Annotated in this window: 18 protein-coding genes and 2 tRNA genes; 14 read left to right on the top strand and 6 right to left on the bottom strand. The window is 39.8% G+C overall.

The genetic code is table 11. The features are described from left to right. The first annotated feature begins 453 nt into the window (after window positions 1-453). Complete coding sequence (locus ACXITR_RS04605) at window positions 454-2,040, top strand: cation:proton antiporter (RefSeq protein WP_457996054.1); 1,587 nt, start codon at window positions 454-456, stop codon at window positions 2,038-2,040. A 150-nt stretch (window positions 2,041-2,190) separates the two neighbouring features. Then, entirely contained in the window at window positions 2,191-2,619 is a 429-nt protein-coding gene (gene tsaE, locus ACXITR_RS04600; RefSeq protein WP_457996053.1) for a tRNA (adenosine(37)-N6)-threonylcarbamoyltransferase complex ATPase subunit type 1 TsaE, read from the top strand. 110 nt (window positions 2,620-2,729) lie between these two features. Here the strand turns inward: tsaE and ACXITR_RS04595 are convergent. After that, window positions 2,730-2,811: transfer RNA gene (locus tag ACXITR_RS04595), tRNA-Leu, on the bottom strand. A 191-nt stretch (window positions 2,812-3,002) separates the two neighbouring features. On the opposite strand from ACXITR_RS04595, the gene rpsF reads away from it, so the two are divergent. The 6 genes from rpsF to ACXITR_RS04565 all read left to right on the top strand — a co-directional run bounded on the left by rpsF (window position 3,003) and on the right by ACXITR_RS04565 (window position 8,651). Continuing rightward, entirely contained in the window at window positions 3,003-3,461 is a 459-nt protein-coding gene (gene rpsF, locus ACXITR_RS04590; RefSeq protein WP_457996052.1) for a 30S ribosomal protein S6, read from the top strand. 58 nt (window positions 3,462-3,519) lie between these two features. Then, entirely contained in the window at window positions 3,520-3,876 is a 357-nt protein-coding gene (locus ACXITR_RS04585; RefSeq protein WP_457996051.1) for a DUF1818 family protein, read from the top strand. A 48-nt stretch (window positions 3,877-3,924) separates the two neighbouring features. Next, a tRNA-Pro gene (locus ACXITR_RS04580) sits at window positions 3,925-3,998 on the top strand. 66 nt (window positions 3,999-4,064) lie between these two features. Further along, the gene (locus ACXITR_RS04575) at window positions 4,065-5,354 is read left to right on the top strand and encodes a bifunctional folylpolyglutamate synthase/dihydrofolate synthase (protein ID WP_457996050.1); all 1,290 of its coding nucleotides are present in this window, start codon (window positions 4,065-4,067) and stop codon (window positions 5,352-5,354) included. A 129-nt stretch (window positions 5,355-5,483) separates the two neighbouring features. Continuing rightward, complete coding sequence (gene mrdA, locus ACXITR_RS04570) at window positions 5,484-7,313, top strand: penicillin-binding protein 2 (protein WP_457996049.1); 1,830 nt, start codon at window positions 5,484-5,486, stop codon at window positions 7,311-7,313. Window positions 7,314-7,397: 84 nt separating this feature from the next. Further along, window positions 7,398-8,651: an S-layer homology domain-containing protein gene (locus ACXITR_RS04565; protein WP_457996048.1), complete on the top strand. Its 1,254-nt coding sequence runs from the start codon at window positions 7,398-7,400 to the stop codon at window positions 8,649-8,651. 136 nt (window positions 8,652-8,787) lie between these two features. On the opposite strand, the gene ACXITR_RS04560 is transcribed toward ACXITR_RS04565, so the two are convergent. Next, window positions 8,788-10,332, bottom strand: a complete 1,545-nt coding sequence (locus tag ACXITR_RS04560) for a site-2 protease family protein (RefSeq protein ID WP_457996047.1) — start codon at window positions 10,330-10,332, stop codon at window positions 8,788-8,790. A gap of 185 nt (window positions 10,333-10,517) precedes the next feature. Between ACXITR_RS04560 and ACXITR_RS04555 the strand changes: the two genes are divergently transcribed. The 4 genes from ACXITR_RS04555 (at window position 10,518) to fabF (ending at window position 13,138) form a co-directional block, all read left to right on the top strand. Next, window positions 10,518-11,036, top strand: a complete 519-nt coding sequence (locus tag ACXITR_RS04555) for an alpha/beta hydrolase (RefSeq protein ID WP_457996046.1) — start codon at window positions 10,518-10,520, stop codon at window positions 11,034-11,036. Window positions 11,037-11,119: 83 nt separating this feature from the next. Continuing rightward, window positions 11,120-11,257: a photosystem II reaction center protein K gene (locus ACXITR_RS04550; RefSeq protein WP_457996045.1), complete on the top strand. Its 138-nt coding sequence runs from the start codon at window positions 11,120-11,122 to the stop codon at window positions 11,255-11,257. Window positions 11,258-11,481: 224 nt separating this feature from the next. Beyond that, window positions 11,482-11,730 (top strand): acyl carrier protein, encoded by a 249-nt coding sequence (acpP, locus tag ACXITR_RS04545; protein WP_457996044.1) that lies wholly within the window; start codon window positions 11,482-11,484, stop codon window positions 11,728-11,730. 157 nt (window positions 11,731-11,887) lie between these two features. Further along, window positions 11,888-13,138 carry a beta-ketoacyl-ACP synthase II gene (gene fabF, locus ACXITR_RS04540; RefSeq protein WP_457996043.1) on the top strand — a complete coding sequence of 417 codons (1,251 nt, stop codon included), beginning with the start codon at window positions 11,888-11,890 and terminating at the stop codon, window positions 13,136-13,138. A gap of 82 nt (window positions 13,139-13,220) precedes the next feature. On the opposite strand, the gene xth is transcribed toward fabF, so the two are convergent. The 3 genes from xth to metG all read right to left on the bottom strand — a co-directional run bounded on the left by xth (window position 13,221) and on the right by metG (window position 16,705). Continuing rightward, window positions 13,221-14,015 (bottom strand): exodeoxyribonuclease III, encoded by a 795-nt coding sequence (gene xth, locus ACXITR_RS04535; RefSeq protein ID WP_457996042.1) that lies wholly within the window; start codon window positions 14,013-14,015, stop codon window positions 13,221-13,223. Between the two features lie 155 nt (window positions 14,016-14,170). Further along, window positions 14,171-14,776, bottom strand: coding sequence for a LabA-like NYN domain-containing protein (locus ACXITR_RS04530; protein ID WP_457996041.1), 606 nt, complete (start codon window positions 14,774-14,776; stop codon window positions 14,171-14,173). 327 nt (window positions 14,777-15,103) lie between these two features. Then, window positions 15,104-16,705: a methionine--tRNA ligase gene (metG, locus tag ACXITR_RS04525; protein ID WP_457996040.1), complete on the bottom strand. Its 1,602-nt coding sequence runs from the start codon at window positions 16,703-16,705 to the stop codon at window positions 15,104-15,106. A gap of 273 nt (window positions 16,706-16,978) precedes the next feature. Between metG and ACXITR_RS04520 the strand changes: the two genes are divergently transcribed. Continuing rightward, window positions 16,979-18,160 carry an aspartate aminotransferase gene (locus ACXITR_RS04520; RefSeq protein WP_457996039.1) on the top strand — a complete coding sequence of 394 codons (1,182 nt, stop codon included), beginning with the start codon at window positions 16,979-16,981 and terminating at the stop codon, window positions 18,158-18,160. A 59-nt stretch (window positions 18,161-18,219) separates the two neighbouring features. Here the strand turns inward: ACXITR_RS04520 and ACXITR_RS04515 are convergent, their stop codons facing one another. Then, a complete protein-coding gene (locus tag ACXITR_RS04515) occupies window positions 18,220-19,206 on the bottom strand; it encodes a glycosyltransferase family 2 protein (RefSeq protein WP_457996038.1) in 987 nt (328 codons plus the stop codon). Between the two features lie 95 nt (window positions 19,207-19,301). On the opposite strand from ACXITR_RS04515, the gene ACXITR_RS04510 reads away from it, so the two are divergent. Further along, the gene (locus ACXITR_RS04510; protein ID WP_457996037.1) at window positions 19,302-20,498 is read left to right on the top strand and encodes a glycosyltransferase family 4 protein; all 1,197 of its coding nucleotides are present in this window, start codon (window positions 19,302-19,304) and stop codon (window positions 20,496-20,498) included. The last annotated feature ends 55 nt before the right edge of the window (window positions 20,499-20,553 follow it).

The following is a 20,553-nucleotide window of genomic DNA, read 5'->3' as shown; positions in this document are numbered from 1 at the left end:
CGAATTTTGGCTTCAGGAACTGGAGTTTCAGCTTATCGCCCAGATGTAAGACGAGATAATAGAGGACGCAAGAAATCTACTATAATGCAGTCTGTTGGGTAAGAAGCTCACATTTCAGCGTAGCGAATGTGAGTAGTTCACACTCCCTTACATTCTGCCATGGAGAGGGACTTATTCCTTTAGCTTGAAATTATTCATAGAGAAAGTAGAGTAACTTGTTGACAGTAAAAGACAAAACCCCTTAAATCAATACAAATATTAATAAAAATTATTTTTTAAAGTTAATAATTATAAAAAAGTGGTAATTATTATTTTTACTTCAAGAAGCAGAATTTTAATAAAATTATCTACCATACACCGTATGGTAGCACCAGGAGGACAAAAAGTTTTTTATTATCTTGAATTTATCGATACACTTACTTTACAAATTAAAAATTTTATTTTTGACAAAAAATGCTTTTAGACTTAGCTTTAATCTTAATCATCGGTTTTTTTGCGGGGGAAATCCTTAGTAAATTAAAAATTCCTAGCTTAGTGGGAATGATACTCGCAGGAATCATTTTAGGCTCTCAAGGTATTAATATTTTGAGTGAATCTGCCCTAGAATCTGCCGATAGCTTTAGAACCCTTGCAGTAATGATTATTTTAATGAAAGCAGGGTTAGGGCTTGACCGTCAAAAATTGCAACAACAAGGAAGTGTAGCCCTTAGATTAGGGTTTTTACCAGCTATTTGTGAGATGGTAATGATTACTTTTTTGGCAATGAATTTTTTAAACTTTGACTTGCCTACGGGGTTACTTTTAGGATGTATCTTATCAGCGGAGTCTCCTGCTGTCATTGTGCCGGGGATGTTGCGACTAAAAAGTTTAGGCTGGGGAGTAAAAAAAGGAATTCCTGATGCTATTTTGACGGGAAGTGCGTTATCTGATGTTTTGTTATTATTGATTTTTAGTTTGTTAATTGCTCTATTTTCTCAGGGGGCAGATTTTAATTTAAGTTCTTTACAAACATTGCCTTTACAGCTAGTTTTACAAATTGTTTTGGGAGTTATTTTTGGATGGTTGTTGGCTAAAATTTTAGTATTTTTATTAGTGACTAAAAAAGTCTCTCAAAATTCCATATATGATACTATCATTACCGCTAGTTTGGCTTTGCTTTTAGTGATAATTGCCAGTGAATATCCATTTTTTTCTGGTTATTTAGCCGTTATGGGCGGGGGATTTTTCTTAATAGAATTTGCTCCTCCTTTGGGTAGGAGGTTAAGACAAGGTTTTGACACCCTTTGGAAGGTAGCCCAGATTTTTCTTTTTGTATTATTAGGGGCAAATATCCAACTAGATATATTGGGTAATACTTTGGGGGTTGGCTTAGTCATCATTTTTGTGGGTACTTTGGTAGGCAGGATGTTGGGTTGGTATTTATCTACGTGGGGTAGTAATTGGAATAGTAAGGAAAAGTTATTTTTACTCCCTGCCAATTCCGCCAAAGCAACGGTGCAGGCGGCGGTGGGGGCTATTCCTTTGGGTTTAGGCATTGATGGAGGTGAAGAAATATTGGCGATCGCAGCTTTATCGATATTAGTAACAGCACCCCTTGGGGCATGGGCAATTCCCACTTTTGCACCTCAGCTATTACAAAGGGGGGAGGTTGATCCTACCAAAGTGATGACGGATAATAAAATTGTGTTGTTGTCGGCGGTGAATGACTCCCCAGAGACTAAAGGAGTATTAACCAAAACAGCGGAAATGGCAAGAAGAAGTAATGCAGAGGTGATGGTTTTACACGTCATTCAAGATGATAAGTCCTCTGATGTGGATGCTCTAAAGTTACTTATCAGTCAAGTTTTAGCGGATATAGATTATCAATTTTTGGTTAGGGAGGGTTCAACTTCAGAAACGATTTTAAGGATTGCTGAAGATTTTCGAGTGTCGGAAATTGTGATGGGTAAACGTAACACTCATCGGGATATATTAATGGGTTCGGTATCTCAAAATGTATTAGAAAGTAGCACTATTCCTGTCATTGTTATTGATAATTGAGTAGGTTTGGGTAAGAAGATAAGAGGCAAGGGGCTTAAGCCCCTTGTTATGGTGAAAGGCATTGTGGAGTATGAGTGAATTATGTAAAACTAATTTCACCAATCAACTTAACCAGTTAAAATTAAGTTTGGTTAATTATGGGCAAGATAAATGGATAAAAAAATAATTCGGTTAGCCGATGAGTGGGAAACCAGAAAGTTAGGGGAAAACATAGCCCAAGATTTAAGCCCTAATACGGTTATTTTATTACGGGGCAATTTGGGAGCAGGTAAAACTACCTTTATTCAAGGGTTAGGGGCTGGTTTGGGCATCGAAGGTGCGATCGCATCTCCCACTTTTACTTTAATTAATGAATATTTAGAAGGACGTTTACCCCTCTATCACATCGACTTGTATCGCTTACAACCTGAAGAGATTAAACAATTACACCTCCAAACCTACTGGGAAGGCATAGAAGTTGAGCAGGGTGTTACTGCCATAGAATGGTCAGAATTATTACCCCATTTACCCCCTACCTATCTACAAATAGAACTAACCATCAACGATGACGACACTAGACAAGCAGTGATAATCGACTAATTTTTTATTTTTAGATGGAAAAAATAATTAGTACATAGGACGTGTAAAGTATCCTAATAATTACTACTAGCCCCCAAATCCATCGGTGGGGTTTTGGTAGTTGGTTTTAATGCGGATGGCGAGACTCGAACTCGCAAGGCCAAGGCCACACGCCCCTCAAGCGTGCGCGTATACCAATTCCGCCACATCCGCAAGGTACAGTAAATTATTATAGCATACCTTTTTTAAAAAATCCAGAGTAAAACATTTTCAAAAAATATCAATTTACTACTTTTACTGCGTCACGAAAAGTGTTATCATAATTTGTTTGGCAACAAAAAACAACCTTGCTTCTTAAACTAGAGAAGGAAGCCACTATAGTCCATAAGGAGAAAAATTTTAAAATGACTACTATCAACACCTACGAATTAATGTTTATCTTGCGCCCCGACTTAACCCAACAGCAAGTAAACCAGCAGATGCACAAATACCGTGATCTTCTCAAAGACTTAGGTGCGCAAAAAGTGTCCATGGATGTATGGGGCAAACGTCGTTTGGCCTATGAAATTCAAAGATTTCAAGAAGGATTTTATATCTTAAGTTACTTCACTGGGGATGGCTCTCAGGTTGCGACCCTCGAAAAAAATATGCGTCTAAGTGAAGAAGTAATTCGTTACTTAACCATGAAATTAGACAAAGGCATTGAATTTGAAGAAAACGAACTTCCTGAAGTAGAAGAAACCGTTGAAGTTTCTGCCCCTGTGGTAGCTACGGAAGAAGAAACCTCCGAGGAAGCCGTTTCAGAAGAGGAAGCCCCTGCCACGGAAGCTAGCGAAGAAGAAGCCACCCCCGTAGAGGCTTAATCATAATTTTAAGGTGGGCGTTGCCTGCCTTATTTTTTTCCATTAACCAAAAATTATTGTGTTAAAAAAAGGAAAGGGTTGGCGTATCGGTTGGCAAGAAAAAGCCGATGTTTATAAAGGTTTAATTGGTTCCGATGATTGGGCCTTTGAATTATCTGCCCCTGAAATGGAAGATTTTTGTCGCCTTCTAGTTCAACTAACTGACACCATGGAGAGCATGAAGGAACACATAATGGACGAAGAAACCATTTCCTGTGAAGTGGAAAGCGCTTTACTGTGGTTGGGGGTTGATGGTTATGTAAATAACTATGGTTTACGCATTATTCTTAATGAACATCGTGGGGCAGAAGGTACTTGGCCATATTCTGCTATTCCTGACTTACTAAAAGCCGTTCAGTCTTTAAAGTCATTTTAACTTGACAAAGATAAGTTTTGTTCGTTATAATCATATACTGTTGAGAAACGGGGCGTAGCGCAGCTTGGTAGCGCACCACTTTGGGGTAGTGGGGGTCGTGGGTTCAAATCCCGCCGCTCCGATAGTAAAAGTTCAGATTCTTCTACGGAAGTGTTTGGACTTTCTTTTTTTATGGGGGAATCTAACTGGTGAGTAACAGGCAAGGGGAGATTAACAGTTTATTACAACCTTTTCAGCGGTTTGGCATAAATTTGGGTTTGGTAAGAATCAAGAGGCTTTTGGCCGAGTTGGGCAATCCCCAAGAAAGAGTGCCTTTTATCCATGTGGCGGGTACTAATGGCAAAGGCTCGGTATGTGCTTATTTATCTTCTATTTTGACGGAAGCTGGTTACAAAACGGGTCGTTTTATTTCCCCTCACCTCATTAGTTGGAATGAGAGAATTTGTATTAATAATCAATATATTGATGATGATGGTTTAATTGACATCCTAGGGCATATCAAAAAAACCATTGACCTTCGCCCTGCAGATACCCCTCCCGAAGAATATCCCACTCAGTTTGAGGTAATTACCGCCGCTGCTTGGCTTTATTTTGCCCAATCAAACGTTGATGTGGCAGTGATGGAAGTAGGGTTAGGAGGGCGATTAGATGCTACCAATGTGGGCGATCGCCCTTTAGCTAGTATCGTCACCTCTATTAGTAGGGAACATTGGCAAAGATTAGGGGATACCCTTGCTAAAATCGCCACGGAAAAAGCAGGGGTAATCAAACAAGGATGTCCCGTCATTGTGGGTAAACTTCCCCCCGAAGCCCATGGGGTGGTCATGGAAAAAATTAAAACCCTCCAATGTCCTTATACCCTCATCGAACCTGCCCAAACAATAACTAAAAATCAAGAACGATGGGCAACCTATGGGGGAGTAGAATACCCCTTAAGTTTAAACGGAGATATACAACTACATAATTCCGCCATTGCGATCGCCACTATCCAAACCTTAATCAAACAAGGATGGAACATTGACCATAAAGCCATCATCCAAGGCATGAAAAAAACCCGTTGGCAAGGGCGACTAGAATGGATAAAATGGCAAAATAAAGATATTCTCATCGATGGCGCCCACAACGTTGACTCCGCCAAAATTTTAAGGGCATACGTCGATACCCTCAACACCAAAACCACTTGGGTAATGGGAATGCTATCCACAAAAGATCACCAAGGAATCCTAAAAACATTATTAAAATCAGAGGATCAACTAATCCTCGTCCCAGTACCCGATCATAGTAGTGCAGAACCAACGGAACTAGCCCATATTGCCCAACAAACCTGCCCCACCTTAGACAAGATCCAAATAGAATTAGATATATTTAAAGGACTAAATCAAGCCATTACCATGAACAACCCTTCAAAAAATAACATCGTTATTTGTGGTTCATTATATCTATTAGGCTACTTTTTAGGACAAACTCAAAGTAACTAATCCCTTAAAACCAAAAATTATCATGGTGCAGTGGAAAACCAGAATAGAAATTAACAATTTGTTACCCTATAATTGATTGGTTACTAGCTTCTTAACCCCATCTAAAAAAAATTATCGCTCCCTCGAAAAATGCAATTAGTACCCCTCAAAAGTAAAAGTAAAAAGAAATTTCCCAATACAACCCCCTACACCACCCTTTCTAACATTTCCCAAGAAAAGAAAAAAAAGTGGTTGACCGTAGGACAAAAAGATCAACCCATCATGATTATGATTTTGATTACTTTGTTCCTTTTTGGCGGTATTGCATCTCGACTAACCTATTTTCAGATTATTAAAGGACAAGAATTTGCCGATAAAGCAACATCTAACCGTACCAGAATTATACCCCAAGCCCCCGTTAGGGGTAACTTATTCGATCGCAGAGGAAGGGTATTAGCTTCCACCCGTTTATCCCATTCCGCCTACCTATTACCCAGAATCCAAGTGCAACCCAACTGGGAAGAAGTCAAAATAGAATTAGCCCAAATCTTAAATATCACCCCCGAAGAATTACAAGAAAAGCTAAAAGGAGAAAGCCTTGATACTCCTACCCTCGTAAAAGTTGGGAACAATCTTACCCCTCAACAAATAACGGAGATCGAGGAAAATAGAGAAGTATTAGGGGAAGTAGAACTAAGTATAGAAACCATCCGCAACTATCCCAACAACAGAGTTGCTTCCCACGTCCTCGGGTACACCCGAGAAATTAATGCCGAACAATTGGAAAAAATGCGTTCCGAAGGTTATCGTCTTGGAGATGTAATCGGACAAATGGGAGTGGAAAGAGGTTTAGAGTCCAAACTAAGGGGACAATGGGGGGGCATTGTCATGGAAACCGATGGGGCGGGGAGGGTTGTGCGCCGAGTGGGAGTACAAGAAGCCATTGCGGGGGAAGATATACAACTGACCCTTGATTTAGAACTGCAAAAAGTAGCAGAAGAAGCCCTAGGATCTCGCAAAGGAGCCGTAGTTGCCCTAGATCCCCGTGATGGTGGTGTTTTAGCCATGGTAAGCTATCCAGGATTTGACCCCAATATTTTTTCCGAGAACATCACCCCAGAAATTTGGCAACAAGTACAAGGACAAGGAAACCCTTTTATTAACCGCTCCATCGTCGGTTTTCCCCCCGCCTCCACCTTCAAAGTCGTTACCGCCGCCGCAGGAATGGAAACAGGCAAATATCCTCCCAATACGGTTTTGCCTACCTATGCCTTTCTCCGTCGAGCAGGAATGGCTCTAGGGGAGTGGAATCGTTCGGGTTTTGGTCCGATGAACTACATTCGCTCCATGGCTTGGAGTAGTAATACTTTCTATGGACAAATCGGTTATGGCATTGGGGGAGAAAATTTAATTGAATGGTCAAGAAAATTTGGCTTTGGCAGTAGAACAGGCATCGAACTCGTCGAAGAAAACCCCGGCTTGATTGCTGACAATGAATGGAAACAGAGACGATTTAACATGGATTGGACCGCAGGGGATACCCTCAATATGTCCATTGGTCAAGGATTTACCCTTGCTACCCCTCTACAGGTTGCCGGTATGTTTGCCATCACCGCCAACGGGGGTTATCGTATTGTTCCCCATTTAGAAAATAACCCAGAAACCTATCTTGCCCAGAGACAATCCTTGGAAATGAAACCAGAAACCATTAGTACCATTAAACAAGGACTCAGGGCCGTAGTTACCAGTGGTACGGGGGGTGGTGCTGCGGTTCCCAACATTGCCGTAGCGGGTAAAAGTGGTACTGCGGAAGCTCCTCCTGGAAAATCCCATGCTTGGTTTGGGGCATATGCTCCCTATGACAATCCTTCCATTGTGGTGGTGGCTTTTGTGGAACACTCTGGAGGGGGAGGAGGGGCTGTGGCTGCTCCCATCGTACAAAGGGTTTTATCCGCTTATTTTGCCGATGAAAGTAATTAATACAAAACCGTTACGGGGAACTTAATTTATTTTTATATAGTCCATAATGAGTAGATACGCAATTTAATATCTGTTTTTTATAATATGTCTAAATTAAACTCCTATAAAACCACTACGGCTTTATTTTTAAGTCTTACCCTCGGCTCGACGGCAGTTTTGCCTCTAACCCTAACCACAGCTTTGATAAATCCAGCCCCTGTGATGGCTCAAAGTAATCAGTTTAACGATGTGTCTCCTAACCATTGGGCTTCGGAGTTCATTGGGGCATTGGTACAAAGGGGGGTCATTGCAGGGTTTCCTGACGGAACTTTTCGCCCTGAAGCCCCTGTAACCAGAGCTCAATTTGCGGCCATGGTACAGAGTGCTCTGCCGAAGGATAATATCCGTGGGGGAATTAATTTTAATGATGTTCCTAGTAATTATTGGGCAACTGGAGCCATCAATAATGCTTACCGAATGGGCTTTTTATCGGGTTATCCGGGTAATGTTTTCCGTCCTGAACAAAATATTCCCCGTGAGCAGGTGTTGGTATCTTTGGCCAATGGTTTAAACTACGCCCCTACCAATAATGTTGATACGGTGGTAGGGTTTTTCAATGATTCTAATGCTATTTCTGGCTTTGCCCGATCGCCCGTCGCCGCTGCTACGGAAAGACGACTGGTGGTAAATTATCCCAATACCAGACAGCTTAACCCCACCCGTAATGCCACCCGTGCAGAGGTAGCTGCTTTCATTTACCAAGCCCTATCATCCCAAGGACAGGTTGCCAATTTAAGCTCTCCTTATATTGTTACCCAACAACCCGTTGCCACAGATAACCGCATTATGGCAGGAACCCAAATTCCCGTTACCTATGAGGCGGAAAAAATTCTTTTAACTCAAAACGAAACTGTTCCCATTACCCTTGTGGTTCGAGAAAACATGGTTAATAGTAGCGGAGCGGTAATTATTCCCCGGGATAGTATGGTTATGGGTGAGTTACGCCCTAGTGGTAATGGTACTCAGTTTTTTGCCCGAACTATCGAGTTACCTAATGGCAGAATGTATAATGTGGATGCTTCTTCTCAAGTTATTACTGAAACTGAGAGTGTTTCCCGTGGTACTAATGTAGGTAATTTAGTTACTAATGCGGCGCTTGGTACCGCTGCTGCTGCGGCTATTGCTGGGGTTACGGGCGATCGCACCATCACCACAGGAGAATTATTAATCGGTACAGGGGCTGGAGTTTTAGCCACCCTCATTCCTCAATTTTTAGGCAGAAACCGAGTTGATTTATTAGTAATTCGTCCCGAAACTAACCTTAATATCACCTTCAACAGTGACTTTGTCATGAACTAATGGGAAAAGTATTCGGTTATAAATAAACAATGTGAATAATGGACAATGGGTTTTATGCTCTTTGTCCTTTTTTTGTCATCACGACCTATACCAAGTCCGATTTATCTATATTTATTGTTTCTTTTATTATTCCCCATTAAATACCAATACCGAAGCGAATAGCTAAACTGGGGGTAATGGGGATGAGGGTAATTAAAGCCATGAATATGAGTAATAAACCCCAACCAGCACGACCATCATCAGGCTCGGTTAATTCGTTTAAATTTGGGCGTTCCAAATCTCTTTGTAAAAATAAAATGACGATGGCCCAATAGAAAGGTAAAGCATTAACCGTATTAAACAAACTAACAATACCTAGAACAACGAGAGTTAAAATTGTTGCTCGTCTGGCAATTTTACGACCATAGATAGCTTGAATAATTCTTCCCCCGTCTAGTTGTCCTGCAGGTAAGCAGTTAAGGGCGGTAATGACCAACCCTAACCAACCTAAAATCATCAGGGGGTGAATGCCAATGGTTTGTCCAGAAAGACTAGAGCCAAGGATTAATTTGGCTAAACCACCTACCAAGACTGAACCTTGAAAAAAGAGGGTAGGAATTTCTAGGGCATTATTCCCCCCAGACATCACCAAACCGAAAAAGAGCATTATGAGGGATAAACCACCCCCCAAAGCAGGCCCGGCGAACGCTACATCAAATAATACGGTACGATTAGGAACAAGGCTCTCAAAGCGGGTAATAGCGCCAAACGTTCCTATCTGAATATTGGGCAGAAGGAAAGGCAAACTTACTTTTACGTTATGCTTTTCTGCCATGATGCGATGTCCCATTTCATGGACAAAAACAATTAACCACAATCCTAGGGTAAGGGGTAGGGATTCGGGGTAGCGATTCCAGTTACCGATGAGATCAAATCCTAATAGGATACTGATGGCTTCAATGGAGGTAAATGCCGTAGCAACCAATAGCACTAGGGCTAAATTTTTTTGTACGAGGGTAAGGGGTTTGGGATCATTACTACTGGGTAAAATAATTACCACAGGTTTACCTTCTGGGGTTTCTACTAAGAATAAGCGATATTTATCTCCTAGTTTTTCACTCAGTTTTTTACTCAGTTTTTCGTGGGCAATGTCGGGTTCAGTTCGTAAATTTCCTTTAAAAATAGCTCCTTCTTGATAGGGAATGGTTTCGGTGCTAAAAAAGGTTTCAATACCAAATATACCTTTGATTATTTTGATGTCTTCTTCATCAATGGGGGTAAAGCTAGGCTCTGGTACTTGATTTCTAAAGGATGAGTCGGTTTTTGGGATGAGGGTTTTTTGCTCATCCTTCGATTTTTCAGAGTTGTCTTGTTCTATTTTTAAGACGTTATTGTTGATATTATTTAAATTGAAAGAGGTGATATTCTGCTCTAGGGCTTTTTTCCTAATTTGTCTGCCTAGATAGGTGTAAAGTACGGTGGAGAGTATGAGGAGGAATATGATACCGATAAAGTTGATGTAGATACCTGTGGCGAGAAAAACGAAGAATATTAGCCAAGGGGTCATCAAAGATACTGATTGTAACCATGCAAGGATGCCCATTTCTCCAAATTGTTTGCCCCGATTGTAGCCCCATATTAGGATGATAAGGGCGATCGCACCTATGGCTAAAATAGTAAAGTTTTCCTGTAGATCTAACATTATGGATAAATTCTCTTGAAGTGTGAACAATTGAGTCCCGTATAATAATTAAGATTGGACGGTGTCACAACTCCTAAAATTTTATCACAAATTAATAGTTAATTCATGGGGCATCTTTTTCGGGTCAATTTTCGTCTAAATTTCTAGGCTTTGTTGAACTTCAAAATCAAAACTATTGAAAAGTTATGTCTTTTAGTAAACTACGACAATTATTGATGGGGGTGGTTTTCTTTTTCTCTATTCCCACAGCAGGGGCGATCGCCGCAGAGCGAGTAATAATTCGTTACCATCACCATAGAATGCCCATCCCCGTAAGTGAATTATCAGAATTTAGTCGTACGGGGGAAATGTCCCCCACAATCCGAACCTACTTTAGAGCCACAGGGCAAGATCCACAAAGGATGCAACAAGCATTGAACAGAGAAATCCCCGTCAACCCCGTAACCCTTTCTCGCACCCTCAACAGTCCCTTGGGGTTAATGTTTTTGAATCCTTTAGGGGAAATTATCACCACCCCTTCAAACCGAGCCAATACCGAAGCCCTACGGGGAGCTTTAGTTACCTCCGCCCTCAACGATAATCGCATCAGCCTAATGGAAATTATCGAAAATTACCCCACCCATGAAGTACAGGTTCATGGCGATCGCATCTTAGAAACCTATAAAACCATAGCCAGAATAATCAGCCCCATGAAATTCTTTTAACAGTTTGAGCATTGATAAAATCACCGTTGGTGATAGTATAAAATATTAATTACAAAAATCTGTTTAGTAAGGAAAATTTATAAATGGAGGCAACCATGTTACTAGCTCAACTACCAGAGGCTTACGCCATATTCAAGCCCTTAGTAGATGTTTTACCCGTAATTCCTTTATTCTTCCTCTTGTTAGCCTTCGTATGGCAAGCAGCGGTAGGTTTTAGATAAACTAAATTAATTCCACAGGGGGCTTGACTATCAAGCCCTACAATTTTTTAGATCAAAAAAGCAAAATAAATCATTTATTTGAAAGGCAATTTTAATAATAATGATGAATTGCTGACCAAAAAATTGTAAACTAAAAAACGGTTAACCCGTCATAGTTGTATTTTAACTTGAAATTATCAAGAACAAACAACAGACGGACTAAAATAATAAAATAGATATTAAATATGAACTCAGAAATATTTGAAAAAGTAAAAGAAATCGTAGTAGAACAATTAGACGTAGATGCAGGGGATGTTACCCCCGAAGCAAACTTTGCTAATGATCTAGATGCTGATTCCTTAGACGTAGTAGAATTAGTCATGGCATTAGAAGAAGCCTTCGAGATCGAAATCTCCGACGAAGAAGCCGAGAAAATTTTAACCGTGGGTGCAGCGGTAGAACATATCCAAACAAAAACCAAAGCGACTGCTTAATGGCATCTCGCCTTCCATAACCATAAGAGCGTTAAGGTTAAGTACCAGAATTACACCCTATTTTCTGTGAACTTAACTTACCCGCTTTTTAAGGAAAATTTTATTTTTAAAAATCTGCTCACCTTAGTGGATAATTTTGTTTTATATGTAAAAAATTATGAGTAATCAACAACTAAAAAGAGTTGTCGTCACTGGCTTAGGGGCTATTACTCCCATCGGCAATAACCTCGAAGAATATTGGCAGGGTTTAATTCAAGGTCGCAACGGAATTGGTCTAATTACCCTTTTTGATACTAGCAATCATGCCTGTAAAATTGCGGGGGAAGTGAAAGGATTCGAGCCCCTCGATTTCATGGACAAAAAAGAAGCCAAACGCATGGCAAGGTTTTCTCAATTTGCCGTGGCTACTAGTAAAATGGCCCTGGAAGATGCCAAATTAGTCATTGATGATAGTAATGCCCATGATATAGGTATTGTCATCGGTACTGGAGTTGGGGGCTTAAAAGTAATGGAAGACCAACAGGAAGTGCTACTTGCCAAAGGGCCGGGGCGAGTCTCTCCATTCCTCGTGCCTACCATGATTGCTAATATGGCGGCGGGTTTAACTGCTATCCATGTGGGAGCAAAAGGTCCTAATTCCTGCCCTGTGACAGCCTGTGCCGCCGGTTCCAATGCCATTGGAGATGCTTTCCGCTTAGTGCGCTCTGGATACGCTAAGGCGATGATTTGTGGCGGTACCGAGGCCGCTGTAACTCCCTTGGCCATGGCTGGCTTTGCCTCAGCAAAAGCTATGTCCACCCGTAATGATAGCCCTGAAATTGCTAGTCGTCCCTTTGATAAAGATAGGGATGGTTTTGTGATGGGGGAAGGTTGCGGTATTCTCATCCTCGAGGAAAGGGAACACGCCTTGGCAAGGGGAGCAAGAATTTATGGCGAAATGGTGGGCTATGGTATGACCTGTGATGCTTATCATATGACAGCCCCTGTGCCGGGAGGTTTGGGAGCGACAAGGGCCATAGAGTTAGCCCTTAAGGATGGAGGAATTTCCCCCGATGAAATTACCTATATCAACGCCCATGGCACCAGTACCCCCGCCAATGATACGACGGAAACTAAAGCCATTAAAAATGCGTTGGGAGATAATGCCAGTAAGGTATTAGTTAGTTCTACTAAATCTATGACTGGTCATCTTTTGGGTGGTTCAGGAGGCATTGAGGCCGTGGCAACGGTAATGGCGATCGCCCATAACCAAGTACCCCCCACCATCAACCTAACGAACCCAGATCCCGATTGTGACTTAGACTACATCGCTCACAAAAGCCGTGAAATCCCCGTCGAGGTAGCCCTATCCAACTCCTTTGGTTTTGGTGGTCATAACGTTACCCTAGCCTTCCGTAAACATCAATAAACCCTGTATTGGATTACTACAATAGCCTATGGTAGGGTGGGCATTGCCCACCATTAGATTTTTGTAACCTCTCCATCAACTTCTAATCAGAGATTTCTACGATTACGGGTGCATGATCACTCGGTTTAACTAACTTTCGAGGTTCTATATCAATTCCACAACCAATGGCCCGAGGCATAAGAGACTGACTTAGATAAATATGATCAATTCTCCAACCTCGGTTTTTTGCGAAGCCCCCTTGACGATAATCCCACCAACTAAAATGTCCCTCTTCGGGATGAAAATTACGGAAAACGTCAGTTAAACCCAAATCTACAACTTTTCTTAATGTTTCTCTTTCGGTGGGAGTTGCCATAACGTGTTTTTCTCTGCCTTCTGGTTTATATATGTCCTTATCTTCCAAGGCAATGTTAAAATCTCCACATACCAATAAATCAGTTTTTTCAGGATTAATAGTAATTAAATATTCCTGTAAAAGTGCTAACCACCTTAGCTTATAATCATATTTCTCCGAACCCAAAGAGTTACCATTAGGTACATAAAGATTAACAATTCTAATATTATCAATTACTCCACTAATTACCCTTTTTTGTTCATCTAAATTACCTACTTTTTCTTCATTATCAAGAATAGCATTAAATCCATAATTAATTAATTCAAAAGGCTTTTTACTAAAAATAGCTACTCCATTATAGGCTTTTTGTCCATAAACATAAACGTGATAACCCAAATCTATAAAAGATTGTCTAGGAAAATCTTGATCAACTACTTTAGTTTCTTGTAAACACAAAATATCAATATCTTGATCTACTAACCATTTTTTTACATGGTCTTCCCTCGTACGGATTGAATTAACATTCCACGTTGCAATTTTCATGATTAAGCTATTAAAATTTATCTAATTATGAATTTAAATTAAATTTACTGAACATTCCCCCATAACCATGTAATTCATGACACAGTTAATTATGTGGGATTAATTAATAAATAAAAAATCAGTTTAATTATCCATTATCAACTCTCAATTCTCCATTACTCCTCGTCTCTATTTTCTGTCAAATGATAGGGAGAAAAACTGTCATAGGTCAAATTTGATTTGCGATGTTTTTGAATGTCTTCCCTAATTTGCTCCAAATCAATATAGCGATCTGCTACATTAATAAGACTATCACTGGTCATAGAACGTAAACTAACCACCTCAATGCGAGCGCCCCTATAACTAACAGCATCCACAGCATAAGCTAAATCACCATCACCACTAACTAAAACCGCAGTATCATAAGAGCCCACCAAAGCCATTAAATCTACCGCAATTTCCACATCTAAGTTAGCTTTTTTTGAGCCATCGGGTAATTGAATTAAATCCTTAGCAATGACTCGATAACCGTTGCGTCTCATCCATAATAAAAAACCCTGTTGCTTCTCATTGGTGCGGTCAACCCCTGTATAGAAAAAGGCTCTTAGAAGTTTTGCTCCAGCGGTGAGACGATATAAAAGTTTAGTGTAATCAATTTCAACTCCTAGCTGTAGGGCAGCATAGAAGAGATTTGAGCCATCGATAAAAATGGCTACGCGCCCCCGATTTTCCAGCACTTGTTCGGGTGGAAAAACGGGATCGCTATCGAAGTTATCCCACATTTGTGTATCCTTTTTTTGTTATATTAAAAATTTTTTAAAGAAAGTTTATTAAAGTAAGTTTTAAGATGGTTGATATATAAAAAAGTTTTATTTTTATAAGATGGAAAGTTATTACTATGCTCTCAAGATAAGACGATAAAAAAATATGAAAGTATCTTTTATATACGTTTTTTAACTATTGATTTGTGAGTGTTAAAGTTTATTTTATATAAAAATTTTATGGTTTTGTATTATATTATGTTTTCACAATTATTATCAACAGTTTAACTTAATTATCAAGGTATATATCTATTCCCTAGAATCAGAGAATAGCATTTATCTTGGGAATTAGTTGCCCTCTCCTAATTCGAGTTTAGCAAAAATGGGAACGGCTCTGTTTAAATCTTTATTTAAACTTAATATTCCCCAGCTAAAGTGGTCTTTGAGGGCTTCGGTGTTGATAGTTAAGTTTTTATTATTAAAGTCATAATCAAAACCTAATTGTTGATATATTTTAGTGCTAATATTAGGAATTATGGGAGATAAAAGTAGCCCTGATAGTCTGACAGATTCGAGGACGCTATAAAGGATTTCCTGTACTTTTTGGCTTTCCCCTTGTTTGTATAATGCCCAAGGGGCGCTTTCGTCGATGTATTTATTACAAGCCCTGACTAATTCCATGACTTCTTCACAGGCTTGATGGAATTGATATTTATTGTATGCTATTGAAGTGCGATCGCACAGGGTTTCGCCAATTTTTTTGATCGGATTATCCTCAGAGATAGTCAAACCATTATCCAAACTACCCTTACAATATTTTTTCAACATTCCCAAACTACGATTAAGTAAATTACCCAAATCATTGGCTAAATCAGCATTCAGGGTGTTGACAAAACGAGTTTCATTAAAATCTCCATCCTTGCCAAACTCAATGGCCTTGAGGAAATAATAACGCACCGCATCAGAATCATATTTTTGCAAAAGTTCTATCGGATCTAATGTATTACCCAAACTTTTGCCCATTTTTTGACCATCTTTAGTTAAAAAACCATGACCAAATACCTGTTTAGGTAGGGGTAAATCCGCTGACATCAACATGGCTACCCAATAGATAGCATGGAAACGTAATATATCCTTGCCGATGAGGTGTAAGTTGTAGGGATACCATTTTTTGAGGGCATTGGCGAGGGTAACTTCTTCTCCTTCCTCCACTAAGGGGGTAATGTAACCCAAGAGGGCATCAAACCAAACGTAAATTGTGTGGTCAGGGTTTTCGGGGATGGGGATACCCCAATCAAGGTTTACCCGTGAGATGGAAAAATCTTGTAAACCTCCTTTAACGAAATTTAGTACCTCATTGCGACGGCTAACAGGTTGAATAAAATCGGGATTCTCTGCGTAAAACTGCTCTAATTTTTCTTGGTAGGCAGAAAGACGGAAAAAATAATTTTGCTCATCGCGCCATTCGGCTTTACGGTTGGTATGGATAGGGCAACAACCATCCTCTAATAATTCTCTTTCTTCCTTAAATTCTTCACAGGCGACACAATACCAGCCCTGTTGTTGATCTAAATATATATCTCCTTTTTCCCATACCCGCCCTAAAAATTCCTGTACGATGATTTCATGGTTAGGGGCAGTGGTACGACTGAAGGAGTCGTATTGTACATTTAATTTTTCCCAAAGATCTTTAAATGTAGCTGAAATGCGATCGCAATGGGCTTGAGGTTCGACACCATTTTCTTCGGCGGTGCGTTGAATTTTTTGACCATGTTCGTCTGTACCCGTTAATAGTAACACCTCATGACCTGATAGCCTTTGCCAACGGGCGATCGCATCGGCTGCCATCGTAGTATAGGCACTACCCAGATGGGGAAGACCATTAACATAATATAAAGGAGTAGTTAATGCAAAGGTATCTTTTGTAATAGAATTATTAACACTATTCATTGAAAAGTTAATTATTGTTGGTTTAAATAGTAGATGTTCTGTATATATTTCATATCATATAGGCGGGGAATGGGGAATAGGCAATGGGGAATGGTAATAATAGGGAAAATATTTAAGTGCCTTTTATGATTCAATAATACTTCATCTAATTACTAAACTACCCCTCAATTCTAACTAAACAGGGAAAAAGATTCATTGTCAATTGTCCATTGTCAATTGTTAATTCATCCACACCAAAGAACAAAATTTTCAACACCAAATCAATAACTACCTATGGAAAATAATTGGATTCACCGTGCAGATCGTTTAAGTGCTTTACCTCCCTACGTTTTCGCCCGTTTAGATGAATTAAAAGCCAAAGCCAGAGAGCAAGGATTGGACTTGATAGACTTAGGGATGGGTAATCCTGATGGTTTTGCACCCGAACCAATTATAGAAGCCGCTAAACAAGCCCTTTCCGTTGCCCAATACCATGGTTATCCCCCCTTTGAAGGTACCGCCAACTTTAGAAATGCGATCGCCCAATGGTACCAAAGACGCTATGACGTGGAATTAAGCCCCGATAACGAAGCCTTACCCCTGTTAGGGTCAAAAGAAGGTTTATCCCACTTAGCCCTCGCCTACGTCAACCCCGGGGACACTGTCATCGTCCCTAGCCCCTCATACCCTGCCCATTATCGAGGTCCTGCGATCGCAGGGGCAAACATCTACGCACCCCGCCTCAGTGCCGAAAATAACTGGTTAATCGACTTTGACAGCATACCCGAAGAAGTAGCAAAAAAAACCAAGATTATTTACTTCAACTACCCCAATAATCCCACCACCGCCACTGCCCCCCGAGAATTTTATGAACAAGCCGTAGAATGGGCAAGACACTATCAAGTAATGCTCGTTCATGATTTAGCCTATGCTGAGTTAGCCTTTGAAGGATACGAGCCCACCAGCTTACTAGAAATCAAAGGAGCAAAAGAAATCGGTGTCGAATTTCATACCCTCTCCAAAACCTACAATATGGCAGGTTGGCGCGTGGGATTTGTTGTCGGTAACAGTGACATTATCCAAGGATTACGCACCCTAAAAACCAACCTCGATTACGGCATTTTTAGTGTCATCCAAGCCGCAGCCCAAACCGCGCTCGAATTGCCCGATAGCTATATCCACGAAGTACAAAAAAGGTATCAAAAACGCCGTGACTTCTTCCTAGAAGGTATCAAAAAAATGGGCTGGGATGTAAAACCCTCTCAGGCAACCATGTATCTCTGGATTCCTACCCCTCGCAACTCTAATTCCACTGATTTTGCCCTTGATTTATTACAAAAAACTGGGGTGGTAGTAACCCCGGGTAATGCCTTCGGGGAAGGGGGTGAAGGTTATGTGAGGGTGAGTTTGATTGCCGATTGTGACAGACTCGGGGAAGCCCTACAACGATGGGAGAATGCAGGCATCAGATTTTAAATGGGTTAATAATAAGTGAGTTGGGTTGAGGAAACAAAGCCCAACAAATTTAAAGTAGTTCATCGATTAGCTCTTACTTTATCGGCATAATCTTTTGGTTTTGTGTTTCTAATAATTTTAAAAATTGACTCAGTTAGTTGATGGGGAAAATAAGATAAAATTTGAGAAATAGAACTGCGAGGGGATTTTCCTAAAACTTTTTCAGCTTGTTTTATTAACATCCGACCCTCGTTATTTTGATTATTTTCTATCATTCTCATTCCTAGACATAAATTTATATCTGCTAGTTTTTTTTGTCTAGTCTCTTCTAGGTTTTTTTTCTCAAAATTGTAACTTTCTAAACAATATTTTTTTGCTTTTAAAAAATGTAAGTTTTGTTTTAAGCTATTTTGCTTTCCATGGAAACGATATTCCATTAAAAAATCGGGTAAAAAATAACCTTTCTTCTGTGCGATCGCCATTCTAACTAATAAGTCAAAATCCTCACAACCATCGGCGAAAGGGTTCATATAATCAACATCTTTTAAGGCTTGATAACGGAATAAGCTAGACCCCACCTGTAAACTTTGTAAAACAAAAGTTTGATAAATTAAATCGTTAATAATACCTTCTTTTAGGTTACTTTTACCCCACTTGTCAGAGTTTTTTTGAGTAGCTATTTCATCTCTATTATTATTAGCATCAATTACCCAATGATTACTACAAACAAAATCAATATTATTATTTTCGTCTAATACTTTGACAGTTTTTGTTAAAAAATCGGTTGTTAAACCATCATCATCATCAAATTTAATGAAATACTCTCCTATGGCATTTTCAAAACCAGAACGCATATTTTTACTACGTCCAATATTTTGGGGATGACGAATATATTTTATACGATTATCATTAAAATTATTAACTATTTCAGCAGTGTTATCGATTGAGCCGTCATCACATATAATTAACTCAAAATCTGAGTAAGTTTGATTTAAAACACTGTTAACAGAATACTTTAAATAATCAGATCTATTATAAGTTGGGATGCAAACACTAACTTTAGGCATGATGAAATTTAGACGATGACTTTATGATTATAATAACCAGAATCTTTTTTATTTTTAATAATTATTAGCATAAGTGCGATCGCCCTTAATTGTTCATGAAAATTTTAATAATATCCAATACCTTCCCCTATCCCCCTAGTAGGGGGGGAACTCAAGTAAGAACATTTAATCTAATTAAATATCTAAAGACAAATCATGACCTAACCATGGTTACTCAAATCGATGAAGAAATACAACCATCGGAAATCGAAGCCTTAAAAACCTACGTTGATACCCTCATCACCTTTCCCCGTCAACACCATAACCATCAAGGGGGATTTATTTCACGGTTTGTTAAATTTCTCATCACAGGCACTCCCCCCAGCGTTGTGGCAAACTATAATCCAACCATGAAAGAATGGATCGATAAAGCCGTGGAAAATAAAAAATTTGATGCCATTACCTGCGAACATAGCGTCAATGAAATCTACATTAAACCCCCATGGCAAAAACAACTTAAAACCGTTGTTAATATCCATAGCTCAGTATATCGCACCTGTAAAAATCAACTAGAGACAGGCACCGCCGAAAAACCAAGGCGCGATCGCATTTACCTCCCCCTACTATACCGTTACGAAAAAAAATACTGCCAAAAATTTACCAATCTAGTCGTCACCACCGCCGAAGATGCCCAATCCATCAAGGAAATATCGAAAAAATCTACCATTACCGTTATTCCCAATGGTGTTGACTTAGAAATTTTCCCCTTTCGACAACATCCAGTAAACAATCATCGCCTAATCATCACAGGAGGAATGGACTACTCCGCCAACATCGATGCCGCCTGTTTTTTCACCCGCCAAGTTTTACCCCTCATCCAAGCCAAATATCCTGATACTACCCTGATGATAGTCGGCTCAAAACCTTCCCCAGAAGTCCAAAACCTTGCTCAACAAAAAGGAGTAGTAGTAACAGGTAGAGTACCATCCATGGCAGAGTATTTACACAAAGCCTCGGTATGTGTTATTCCCATGCGTACGGGATTTGGCATCAAAAACAAAACCCTCGAAGCCATGGCAACGGGCATTCCCGTCGTCGCCAGTGATAGGGGATTAGAAGGTTTAAGCACAGATAATCCTTTGTGTGCCTTAAGAGCCAACCATATTGATGAGTATGTCAAACAAATCTGTAAATTATTTGAAAACTGTAATTTGGGTCAAGAAATAGCTTATAATGCTCGTAAAATGATTGAAAATGACTATAGTTGGAAAAACTTCGCCACAAACTACGAAAAAATCATTACCAATAATTAAGATTTGTCCCACCCCTCCTAAACGGACTCTACACCCCTCCTCCAAAAACCATTCA

This window comes from Cyanobacterium sp. (genome assembly GCF_054166785.1).
The sequence above is the reverse complement of the archived record's forward strand: the minus strand, read 5'-3'. Positions and strand labels throughout refer to the sequence as shown.